This is a genomic window from Blastococcus colisei (assembly GCF_006717095.1).
Lineage (GTDB): Bacteria > Actinomycetota > Actinomycetes > Mycobacteriales > Geodermatophilaceae > Blastococcus_B > Blastococcus_B colisei.
On the sequence record NZ_VFQE01000001.1, the window covers coordinates 2,134,470 to 2,145,260 of the forward strand.

The 10,791-nt window shown below is 73.5% G+C and carries 11 protein-coding genes; 6 read left to right on the plus strand and 5 right to left on the minus strand.

Annotation, left to right across the window (positions count from 1 at the left end):
* The first annotated feature begins 16 nt into the window (after positions 1-16).
* Genes pcaB through pcaC form a run of 3 tightly spaced genes read left to right on the plus strand, consistent with a single transcriptional unit; the run spans position 17 to position 2,516 of the window.
* Positions 17-1,339 carry a 3-carboxy-cis,cis-muconate cycloisomerase gene (pcaB, locus tag FHU33_RS10195; RefSeq protein WP_142025260.1) on the plus strand — a complete coding sequence of 441 codons (1,323 nt, stop codon included), beginning with the start codon at positions 17-19 and terminating at the stop codon, positions 1,337-1,339.
* Positions 1,336-2,118, plus strand: a complete 783-nt coding sequence (pcaD, locus tag FHU33_RS10200) for a 3-oxoadipate enol-lactonase (protein ID WP_142025261.1) — start codon at positions 1,336-1,338, stop codon at positions 2,116-2,118. Before pcaB ends, pcaD begins: the two co-directional genes overlap by 4 nt.
* Positions 2,115-2,516, plus strand: a complete 402-nt coding sequence (pcaC, locus tag FHU33_RS10205) for a 4-carboxymuconolactone decarboxylase (RefSeq protein WP_142025262.1) — start codon at positions 2,115-2,117, stop codon at positions 2,514-2,516. The genes pcaD and pcaC overlap by 4 nt, the downstream gene beginning before the upstream one ends.
* 52 nt (positions 2,517-2,568) lie before the next feature.
* Here the strand turns inward: pcaC and FHU33_RS10210 are convergent, their stop codons facing one another.
* The 4 genes from FHU33_RS10210 to FHU33_RS10225 are packed head-to-tail and all read right to left on the minus strand — an operon-like array spanning position 2,569 to position 6,428.
* Complete coding sequence (locus tag FHU33_RS10210; RefSeq protein ID WP_142025263.1) at positions 2,569-3,027, minus strand: MaoC family dehydratase; 459 nt, start codon at positions 3,025-3,027, stop codon at positions 2,569-2,571.
* Positions 3,024-4,571 (minus strand): acyl-CoA synthetase, encoded by a 1,548-nt coding sequence (locus tag FHU33_RS10215; protein ID WP_142025264.1) that lies wholly within the window; start codon positions 4,569-4,571, stop codon positions 3,024-3,026. Before FHU33_RS10215 ends, FHU33_RS10210 begins: the two co-directional genes overlap by 4 nt.
* Entirely contained in the window at positions 4,564-5,451 is an 888-nt protein-coding gene (locus FHU33_RS10220; RefSeq protein ID WP_142025265.1) for an amidohydrolase family protein, read from the minus strand. Before FHU33_RS10220 ends, FHU33_RS10215 begins: the two co-directional genes overlap by 8 nt.
* A 53-nt stretch (positions 5,452-5,504) precedes the next feature.
* On the minus strand, positions 5,505-6,428 hold the full coding sequence (locus FHU33_RS10225) for an SDR family NAD(P)-dependent oxidoreductase (RefSeq protein WP_142025266.1): 924 nt from the start codon (positions 6,426-6,428) through the stop codon (positions 5,505-5,507).
* A 140-nt stretch (positions 6,429-6,568) separates the two neighbouring features.
* Between FHU33_RS10225 and FHU33_RS10230 the strand changes: the two genes are divergently transcribed.
* Positions 6,569-7,015 carry a MarR family winged helix-turn-helix transcriptional regulator gene (locus tag FHU33_RS10230; protein ID WP_246063481.1) on the plus strand — a complete coding sequence of 149 codons (447 nt, stop codon included), beginning with the start codon at positions 6,569-6,571 and terminating at the stop codon, positions 7,013-7,015.
* 31 nt (positions 7,016-7,046) lie between these two features.
* On the opposite strand, the gene FHU33_RS10235 is transcribed toward FHU33_RS10230, so the two are convergent.
* The gene (locus FHU33_RS10235; RefSeq protein WP_142025267.1) at positions 7,047-7,607 is read right to left on the minus strand and encodes an XRE family transcriptional regulator; all 561 of its coding nucleotides are present in this window, start codon (positions 7,605-7,607) and stop codon (positions 7,047-7,049) included.
* Positions 7,608-7,702: 95 nt separating this feature from the next.
* Between FHU33_RS10235 and FHU33_RS10240 the strand changes: the two genes are divergently transcribed.
* Positions 7,703-8,887, plus strand: coding sequence for a thiolase family protein (locus FHU33_RS10240; protein ID WP_142025268.1), 1,185 nt, complete (start codon positions 7,703-7,705; stop codon positions 8,885-8,887).
* A gap of 50 nt (positions 8,888-8,937) precedes the next feature.
* Complete coding sequence (locus FHU33_RS10245) at positions 8,938-10,716, plus strand: feruloyl-CoA synthase (protein ID WP_170182403.1); 1,779 nt, start codon at positions 8,938-8,940, stop codon at positions 10,714-10,716.
* Positions 10,717-10,791: the final 75 nt, after the last annotated feature.

Sequence of the window (10,791 nt, forward strand, 5' to 3'; positions counted from 1 at the left end):
TGAGCGGGACCTGCGCATGAGCGGACTGTTCGACGGCACCTTCGCCCGGGGCGGTGCGGCGGCGGCCGTCTCCGACCCGGCGTGGATCGACGCGCTGCTCGACGTCGAGGCGGCCCTGGCCCGTGCCGCGGCACGGACGGGGCTGGTCCCGACGACGGCCGCCGACGCCGTCACCCGGGCGTGCGCCGAACCGGCGGGGCTGGACCTCGCCACGGTCGTGGCCCGGGCCGCCGACGCCGGCAACCCCGTGCCCCCGCTCGTCCGGGTGCTGCAGGACGCCGTCGGCCGGGACGCCGCGCGGGCGGTGCACGTCGGGGCGACCAGCCAGGACGTGCTCGACACCGCCCTGGTCCTGGTCGCCCGCCGTGCGATCGCCGCGATCGACCGCGACCTCGCCGTGGCCGCCGAGGCGGCTGCCGGCCTGGCCCGCGCCCACCGGGACGACGTCGTCATGGGCCGCACCCTTCTGCAGCAGGCGCTGCCCACGACGTTCGGTCTCAAGGCCGCCGGCTGGCTGGCCGGCCTCGAGGGTGCGCGCGCCCGTCTCGCCGCCGTCGGCGCGTCCCTGCCGGTGCAGTACGGCGGGGCCGTCGGCACGTTGGCCGCGAGCGAGGGCTCGGGCGTGGACCTGCGCGACGCGCTGGCCGCCGAGCTCGGGCTGGCCACGACCGCGCTCGCCTGGCACACCGTCCGGCTGCCGATCGCCGACCTCGCCGGCGCGCTGGGTGCGGCGGCGGGCGTGCTGGCCACCGTGGCCGTCGACGTCGTCCTCATGGCGCAGAGCGAGGTCGGCGAGCTCAGCGAGGGCGGCAGCCGGGGTGGGTCGTCGGCGATGCCGCACAAGCACAACCCGGTCGCCGCCGTCTCGGCCCGGGCCTGCGCCCGCCGGGCGCCCGGCCTGGTCGCCACCCTGTTCGCCGCCATGGAGCAGGAGCACGAGCGCTCGGCCGGCGCCTGGCACAGCGAGTGGCCCACCCTCGGGGACCTGCTGTCCTCCGTCGGGTCGGCGGCCGCGTGGCTCGGCGAGTGCCTGGCCGGCCTGCGGCCCGACGTCGTCCGGATGGCCGAGAACGTCGCGGCGGCGAGAGACCCGGAGCTGGCCGGTGCCCTGGCCGACGCCCTGACCCCGTCGCTCGGACGCGGCGCGGCGCACGACGCGGCGGCCGAGGCCGTCCGCGAGGCCCGGCGCTCCGGGCGACCGCTGGCCGACGTCCTCGCCGGCCGGTCCGACGTCGACGGAACCGGGCTGCTCAGCGGCGGACCGGACGTCGGCGAGGCGGCGGCCCAGGTCGACGCCGTCCTGACCGAGTACGACCGCCGCACGGGAAGGACGTCGTGACCGCCGTCGAGGTCTCCTACACCGAACAGGGGCCGGCCGACGCGCCGGTCGTCGTCCTCTCCAACTCCCTGGGTGCCACCCGCGCCATGTGGGATCCGCAGGTGCCGGCGTTGGCCGAGCGCTTCCGGGTGGTCACCTACGACACCCGGGGGCACGGCGAGTCGCCGGTGCCCGACGGCCCCTACTCCCTCGACGACCTCGTGGACGACGTCGTGGCGCTGCTGGACCGGCTCGGGGTGCAGCGGGCGCACGTCGCCGGGCTCTCCCTGGGCGGGATGACCGGGATGCGGCTGGCCGCCCGCGAGCCGGGCCGGGTGCACCGGCTGGCCCTCCTCTGCACGTCGGCGCTGCTCGGGCCGCGGCAGAACTGGCTGGACCGGGCGCACACCGCCCGCACCGAGGGCACCGGGGTGCTCGCGCCCGTCGTCGTCGGTCGGTGGTTCACGCCCGGGTTCGCCGCCGCCGAGCCCGCGACGGTCGCCCGGATGCAGGCCATGATCGCCGCCCAGCCCGGCGAGGGCTACGCCGGCTGCTGCGAGGCCATCGCCGACATGGACCTGCTGGCGGACCTGCCGTCGATCAGCGCTCCCACGCTGGTGGTCAGCGGCCGGGAGGACCCCGCGACCCCGCCCGAGCACCTGCAGACGATCGTCGACGGCATCCCGGACGCCGAGCTGGTGACGGTGAGCCCGGGCGCGCACCTGGCCAACGTCGAGCAGCCGCTGCGGGTGACCGGTGCGCTGCTCGAGCACTTCGATACTGCGGGAGGCACCCGATGAGCGAGCCGAACACCGACGACGCCCGCCGCGAGGCCGGGATGCGCACCCGGCGGGAGGTGCTCGGGGACGCGTGGGTGGACCGCGCCGTCGCGAACACGACGCCGTTCACCGCCGACTTCCAGGACTTCATCACCCGCACGGCGTGGGGCGACCTCTGGCAGCGCCCCGGGCTGGCCCGCCGCGACCGCAGCCTGATGACGCTGTCGATCACCATCGCGCTGCGGCACTGGGAGGAGTTCGCCCTGCACGTGCGGGCGGCGAAGAACAACGGGCTGTCCGACGAGGAGATCGCCGAGGTCATCCAGCACGCGGCGATCTACGCCGGCGTCCCGGCCGCCAACCACGCGTTCAAGGTCGCGGCGCCGATCCTGGAGGAGCTGCGCGGCACGTCCGCCTGAACCGGGTCGGCTCGTCGACACGGGCACGTGTCGACGAGCCGACCCTGGAGGGTCAGCCGCCGTAGAAGCGGAACACCGGCTCGGCGATGCAGACCGGCTTCGGAATGCCCTCGGCCTCGATGGTCGCGGCGACGGTGAGCTGCAGGCCTCCGGCCACCTCCTCGACGTCCTCCAGCGTGGCGGTGAGCCGCAGCCTGGCGCCGACCGGCACGGGGGAGGGGAAGCGGACCTTGTTCAGGCCGTAGTTGACGCCCATCGTCGCGTCGCTGACGACGAGCACCTCAGACCACATGGGGATGAGCAGCGACAGGGTCAGGTAGCCGTGCGCGATCGGGCCGCCGAAGGGGCTCTCGGCCGTCGCGCGCTCGACGTCGACGTGGATCCACTGGTGGTCGCCGGTCGCGTCGGCGAACAGGTTCACCTGCTCCTGGGTGACCTCCACCCACGCGCTCTGGCCGAGCTCGGTGCCGGTGAGCGCCGGCAGCCCGGCCATGGTCGTGGTGGTCGTCATGCGGGGGTCTCCTTCGTGGGCAGGTACCGGCTGCGCAGGTCGGGCTTGCGGACCTTGCCGGTCGCGGTCTTCGGGAGCTCGTCGACCAGCGCGACGTGCTTGGGCACCTTGAAGGCGGCGAGGCGGTCGCGCAGCCGCACTCGCAGGTCGTCGGCGTCCAGTGCCGCTCCCGGCGCGGGGACGACGACCGCCAGCCCGACCTCACCCCAGCGGTCGTCGGGCACGCCGATGACGGCGGCCTCCTGGACGCCGTCGAGCTCCAGCAGGGCGGACTCGACCTCGGCCGGGTACACGTTCTCCCCGCCGGAGATGATCATGTCCTTGTACCGGTCGCGGACGTAGAGGAAGCCCTCCTCGTCGACGCTGCCCGCGTCGCCGGTGTGGTACCAGCCCTCGCGCAGGGCGGCGGCGGTCTGCTCGGGGTCGTTCCAGTACCCGGCCATCACGTTGGGGCCCTGGACGACGATCTCGCCCACCTCGTCCGTCGCGGCCTGCGTGCCGTCGGGGCGCAGCACGCGGACGTCGGTGAAGAACACCGGTCTGCCGGCCGAGCCGACCTTGCGGACGGCGTCGGCCGAGGCCAGCACGGTGCAGCCGGGGGCGGCCTCGGTCATGCCGTAGCACTGCTGCATGGTCACGCCCCGGTCCAGCCAGGTCCGCAGCGTGGGGAGCGGCACGGCGGCGCCGGCCGCGCCGATCGTCCGCAGGGCGGACAGGTCCCGGGCGCGGAATGCCGGCTCGCGCGACATCGCGTCGAGCATGGTCGGGACGGCGAAGAACGAGTTGACCCGCTGCTCCTCGATGACCTGCAGGGTCTCGGCCGGGTCGAACCGCCGGACGATGACCGCGCACCCGCCGGCGAGCAGCGCCGAGTTCACCGTGCCGTTCAGGCCGCCGATGTGGAACAGCGGAGCCAGCGCCAGGGTGCGCTCGTCGGTGGCCATGTTGAGGCCGAGCAGCTGGTTCATGGCATTCCACGTCATGTTGCCGTGGGTGAGCACCGCGCCCTTGGGGCGGCCGGTCGTCCCGGAGGTGTACATGATCAGGCAGGGGTCCTCGAGCGCGACCGGTTCGTCGAGGGGCTGCGGCTCGGCACCGGCCAGCAAATCCTCGTAGGGCAGCGAGTCGGACCCGCCGTCGACCGGCGTCTCGGCGGCGATCCAGTGCCGGACGTCGCCGAGCCGGTCGCGCAGCGCGTCGGCGAGGCCCCCGTGGTCGCGGCCGTGGACCACGACGGTGCTGCCCGAGTGGGCCAGCACGTACTCCGCTTCGGGCACCGCCAGGCGCGCGTTGAACGGCACCCAGATCGCGCCGAGCTGACCGCAGGCGTAGAGCGTCTCCAGGGCCGACGGGTGGTTGCCGCCGGTCCAGGCCACCCGGTCGCCGGCGTGCACGCCGAGCTCGGCGAGCGCCGCCGCGGCCCGGCGGACCCGCTCGGCGAACGCCCGGTGCGACGTCGTGGTCCCGTCGAACCAGATCGCGTCGTCCTCCGGTGAGCTCCGCAGCCGCCGCTCGGGCCAGGAGCCGATGCCGGCGTTACGCACCGCGGAGGCCGAGGGCGCGGACGGCGTTCTCCTTCATGATCAGCGGACGGACGTCGTCCTTGATCTCCAGCTGCTCGAAGTCACGGAGCCAGCGGTCGGGCCGCAGCAGCGGGTAGTCGGAGCCGAACAGCACCTTCGTCTTCAGCATGGTGTTGGCGGCGCGGACCAGCTGGGGCGGGAAGTACTTCGGCGACCAGCCCGAGAGGTCGATGTAGACGTTGGCCTTGTGGGTGGCGACCGAGATCGCCGCGTCCTGCCACGGCACCGAGGGGTGGGCCATGATCACGGTCAGCCCGGGGAAGTCGGCGGCGACGTCGTCGAGCAGCATCGGGTCGGAGTAGCGGAGCTTGATGCCGCGCCCGCCGGGCAGGCCGGAGCCGATGCCCGTCTGTCCGGTGTGGAACAGCGCCGGGACGCCGAGGCTCTCCAGCTCCGCCCAGAGCGGGTAGTGCCGCCGGTCGTTGGGCTCGAAGGCCTGGATCGACGGGTGGAACTTGAACCCGCGCACCCCGTGCTCCTCGACCAGGCGGCGCGCCGCCCGGATCCCGGCCGCGCCCCGGGCGGGATCGATCGAGCCGAACGGGATCAGCACGTCCGGGTGCTCGGCGGCGGCCTCGGCGATCTCCTCGCTGGACAGCGTGGGGTGGCCGGTGGCCAGTTCGCTGTCGACGGTGAAGATCACCGCGGCCATCTTCTGCGCGCGGTAGTCCTCGGCGATCTGCGGCACCGTCGGGTGGTACGGGTCGCCCTTGAAGTACTTGGAGGCGGCCGCCAGCAGTTCCTCGTCCATGGACTTGTGGCCGTGCAGGTCCTGCTCGACGTGCACGTGGACGTCGATGGCGACCAGGTCGTCCAGCGGCAGGGCGCTCACTTCGTCCATCGGCTCGCCTCCGGGTCGCTCCGCTCCTCGGTCGCTGGCGCTCCCTGCGATGCTCACTCCGCCGTCCCCTTCGCTGGCTCCTCCGGAAGCTGCTGACCCACGGTCTGCTGCGAGCCGGCGAACCGGTCCGGCCAGATCGCTGCGATCGCGTCTGCGGACCAGCCGGTCCCGTCCGCGAACTCGACGACCGCTTCCGTCGGGTGGCTCCACAGCGCCAGCCGGTCGCCGCCGATGCCGACGGCCTGCCCGGTGATGCCGGCGGCGGCGTCCGAGGCCAGGAATGCGACCAGGCCGGCCGCATCCTGGGGCGAACCGAAGCCGAGCTGCTGGCGGGCGAAGGGCGGCAGCGGGTCGCCGGCCTTGAGCGCGTCGACGTAGGGCTTGAGGAAGGGCACCGTCTCGGTCATCGAGGTGGCGGCGACCGGGACGATCGCGTTGACCGTGATCTCTGCCCGCGCCAGCTCCATGGCCCAGGTGCGCACCATTCCGACGATGCCGGCCTTGGCCGCCGCGTAATTGGTCTGGCCGAAGTTGCCGACCTGGCCGGTGGGGGAGCCGACGCAGATGATGCGACCGCCCTCGCCCTGCTCGCGCATCCGCACCGCAGCGGCGCGGGTGCAGGTGAACGTGCCGCGCAGGTGCGTGGTGATCACTGCGTCGAAGTCGTCGTCGGACATCTTCCACAGCGTGGTATCGCGCAGGATGCCGGCGTTGTTCACGAGCACGTCGAGCCGGCCGAACTCCTCGACGGCCCGGTCGACGAGCGCCTGGGCGGCCTCGCTGGTGCCGACGGGCACCACCTCGGCGACGGCGGTGCCGCCCGCGCCGGTGATCGAGGCGACCGCCTCCTCGGCGACGGCCGCGTCGACGTCGTTCACGACGACCGACGCCCCCGCCCGGGCGAGCTCGGTGGCGTAGGCCAGGCCGAGCCCCCGCCCGCTACCGGTGACGATCGCTACCTTGCCGGACAGATCCACGAGGACTCCTTCTCCTGGAGGCGGGTGCGTGCGAGACCGGGTGCGGCACGACCGCCGACCCGGTGACGGCCGGGGAAGCGCTCCCGCGCCGCGGTGGCTCGCCCCGTCGCGACGCTAGGGCGATATCGTGGAGATTGTCAATGATCGAGGAGGGCATCGGCATCATGGCGTCGACCGACGATCTGGGGTTCCTGCTGTCGCGGGCCAGCGGGCTGGTCGTCCGGGCGACGAACGCCGCGCTGGCCGACAGCGGGCTCCGGGTGCGGGCCTACTCCGTCCTGGACCTCGCCTGTCGCACTCCCGAGGGGATGTCGCAGCGCGACCTCGCCGGCGTGCTGGGTCTGGACCCGAGCCAGGTCGTCCAGCTGGTCGACGAGCTCGCCTCGGCCGGGTTGGTCGAGCGGCTTCCGTCCCCCACCGACCGCCGCGCCAAGCTGGTGGCGGGCACCCCGCGGGGCCGTCGGATCCTCGAGCAGGCAGCGGTGCTGGCCGCCGCGGGCCAGCAGCAGCAGCTGGGCTGCCTGAGCGAGGAGGAGCAGGCTTCCCTGCGGTCGATGCTCTCCCGCGTAATCCACTTCTCCGGCTGACCCGGCCACGCGCTCCGGTCGCGGGGCGCGGTCAGCCCGGGCTGAACTGCTGGACCTGGGGGACCGTGGTGACCACGTGCACCTGTGCGCCACCCGAGGCCGCGCGCAGGACGTGCTTCACGTCCCCGGGGAAGCGGATGAAGTCACCGCTCTCGAGGCGGTGGGCATCGTCGGGCGGGCCGGCCACGACGCTGCCCGAGATCACGTAGACGTGGTGGAGCGTGCCCGGGGTGAGGGGCGGTGCCAGCTCGCGGGCGTCGTTCAGTTCCAGCACGGCGGTGTTGACCTGGCCGCTCCCGTGGATGTGGTCCAGGACGCGCCGCCGCCCCGAGGTGGTGTCCTCCCAGGCCTCGTCCTTCCGTCGCTGGACGAGGACGGGGCTGCCCCATTCGGTGACCAGCCAGTTCACGCCGACGCCGAGGGCGCGGGCCACCCGCAGCAGCGTGTCCACGGTGGGGTTGCCTCCGCCGCTCTCGAGATTGGCCAGGGTCTGCTTCGCCAGGCCGGATTCCTGGGCCAGTGCGCCCAGGCTCAACTGCCGCTCGCCGCGGATGCGGCGGACGTTGCGCCCGAGCATCTCCAGGTCCTCCATGCGTCCACTGTATTAGACGCGCGTCCATCTTGACCGGAGTGTTTCTGCGTGAGTTGATGACGCGGATCACTTTTCTACCCCTTGGAGGGGCCTCAGTGCTCTACGCCGACGTCGCGATCCCGCTCGGGCATGCCTGGTCCTCACCGTTCGCCAAGTGGCAGGGCACGCTCGCCGAGGTCTCGAGCCTCGACGTCGCGGTCGCGGTGACCTCGCGGGCGCTCGCCGACCGGGATGTGGACCCCGCGGGGCTCGACGGTGTGGTGCTCGGCTGGACGATCCCGCAGAAGGACATCTTCTACGGTGCCCCGACGCTGGCCGCGCGCCTCGGCGCGACAGGATTGTCCGGGCCCATGGTCAGCCAGGCCTGCGCGACGAGCGTCGCGGCCCTGCACGCGGCCGCCGGCGCGGTGGGTGCCGGCGCAGGCCCGCAGCTCGTGGTGGCCACTGACCGCATCTCCAACGGCCCCACGCTGTCCTGGTCCGCCCCGAGCGGCATGGGCGGCGCGCCGGTCACCTCCCACTGGGTGCTCGACAGCTTCGCCCGCGACCCGTGGGCGGGCGCCGGGATGCTGGCCGCCGCCGAGGCGGTGGCGGGGGAGATGGGCGCCACCCGCGAGGAGCTCGACGACCTCACCGCGCTGCGCTGGGAGCAGTACGCCGCCTCCCTCGCCGACGACCGCGCCTTCCAGCGCCGCTACCAGGTGCCGGTGGAGATCCCGCAGCGCAAGGGCTCCCTCACCCTGGACGCCGACGAGGGCATCCGCCCGAAGACGCGTGACGGCATCGGCGCACTGCCGCCGGCAGGCCCCGGTGCGCTGCACACGTTCGCCTCGCAGACGCACCCCGCCGACGGCTGCGCCGGCGCGGTGGTGACGACCGCCGCCCGCGCGCGCGAGCTGTCGGGGGAGGGGATCGTCCGCATCCTGGGTAGCGGTTTCGCCCGGGTGGCCAAGAGCCGGATGCCGCAGGCGCCGGTCCCGGCGGCGCGCTCGGCGCTGCAGGCGGCGGGACTCGACTTCGGCGACGTCCAGGCGATCACCACGCACAACCCGTTCGCGGTCAACGACCTGTACTTCGCCCGGGAGACCGGCGTGAAGCCCGAGGACATGAACACCTACGGCTGCAGCCTCGTCTTCGGTCACCCCCAGGGGCCGACCGGCTTGCGATCGGTCGCCGAGCTCATCGAGGAGCTCCGCCTGCGCGGTGGCGGGATCGGCCTGTTCACCGGTTGCGCCGCCGGCGACACGGGGGCCGCGTTGGTCCTCGAAGTCACCGACTGATGATCATCACCCACCCGGCGAGACCCATCGCCACCCCTCCAGGAGACGGAATGACCACCACCTTCTCCACTCCGCGCATCGAGGCGGAGTCAGCGGCGGACGGGCGGCTGCTGCTCCGCTCGACCGAGCCGCTGGCCGAGCACCCCGTCAGCCTCGTGCACTCCTTCCGGGCGCACAGCGAGGCCCACCCCGACCGCCTGCTCGTCGCCGAGCGAGCGGGCGAGTCGTGGGACCGGCTCTCCTGGGGTGAGATGCGCGCTCTCGTCGACCGGCTGGCCCAGGGGCTGATCGACCGCGGACTCAGCGACCGACCGGTCATGGTGCTGTCCGGCAACAGCCGGTTCCACCTGGCCGTGATGCTGGCCGCGATGACCGTGGGCACCCCCGTGGTGTCGACGAGCGTCGCCTACTCCCTGCAGAGCGCCGACCACGCCAAGCTGAAGGCGATGGCCGAGGTCGCCGCACCCGGTCTCGTCGTGGCCGAGAACGCCTCGTTCGCCCGTGCGGTCGACTCCGTGCGAGGCGACCGGGTCGTCCTCAGCCGGGACGGCGACGTGGCCGGCTCCGTGCCGCTCGCCGAGTTCGGCGCCGAGCCGACCGAGGAGGTCGACCGGCGGTGCTCGGCGCTGCGCCGCGAGGACGTGGCCAAGATCCTGTTCACCTCCGGCTCGACCGGTGCACCCAAGGGCGTTCTCAACACCCACGGCATGCTCATCGCCAACCAGCAGCAGATGCGCCAGGTGTGGCCCTTCCTGGCCGAGGAGCCGCCGGTGCTCCTGGACTGGCTGCCGTGGAGCCACACCTTCGGTGGCAACCACGACCTCAACATGGTCCTGGCCAACGGTGGGACGTTGTGGATCGACGACGGCCGGCCCGCGCCGGGGCTGGTCGGGCGCACGGTGCGCAACCTGGCCGACGCCCGGCCGACCGTCTATTTCAACGTGCCCGCCGGTTACGCCGCACTGCTGCCGGAGCTCGAACGCGATGCCACCGCGGCCCAGGCGTTCTTCAGCCGGCTGCGGCTCGGCTTCTTCGCCGCTGCCGCGCTGCCCCAGCAGCTGTGGGACCGGATCACCCGGCTGGCCGCCGACCACGGGGCGCAGATGCAGATGACGACGTCCTGGGGGCTGACGGAGACCTCGCCCGCAGCCACGTCGGCGCACTTCCCGATCACGCGCAGCGACGTGCTCGGGGTTCCCCTGCCCGGATTGGAGCTGGCGCTGGTGCCCGTGGGCGCCAAGACCGAGGTGCGCGTCCGCGGCGTCAACGTCACCCCCGGCTACCACCGGCGGCCGGACCTCACCGAGGCGGCCTTCGACGAGCACGGCTTCTTCCGCACGGGGGACGCGGTGGCGCTCGCGGACCCCGAGGACGTCGCGGCGGGACTGATCTTCCGCGGCCGGATCGCCGAGGACTTCAAACTGTCCACCGGCACGTTCGTCAGCGTCGGCACGCTCCGGCCGATGCTGCTGTCGGCCTCCGCCGGGCTGCTCAGCGACGCGGTGATCTGCGGGCAGGACGGGGACTGCGTCACCGCGATGGTGTGGCTGCACCCCGACCACGCCGGCCGGGTCGACGAGAACGGTGTTCCGGACGACGCGCTGCGCGCCGATCTCGCCGCCACGATGCAGCGACTGGCCGCCGAGGGCGGTGGGTCCTCGCAGTGCGTGGAGCGGATGCTCGTCCTGACCGAGCCGGCGCAGCTCGACGCCGGGGAGATCACCGACAAGGGCTACGTCAACCAGGCAGCGGTGCGCGACCGGCGGGCGGATCTGGTGGCCCTGCTGTCGGCCGACCCGCTCCCGTCCCGCGTGACCGTGCGCGCATGACCGCCGCACCTCCGCCCCGGTCGCCGTCGTCGCCTGCGCCCACGGCAGGCCCACCTCCGGGGAACCGCTCGGTGC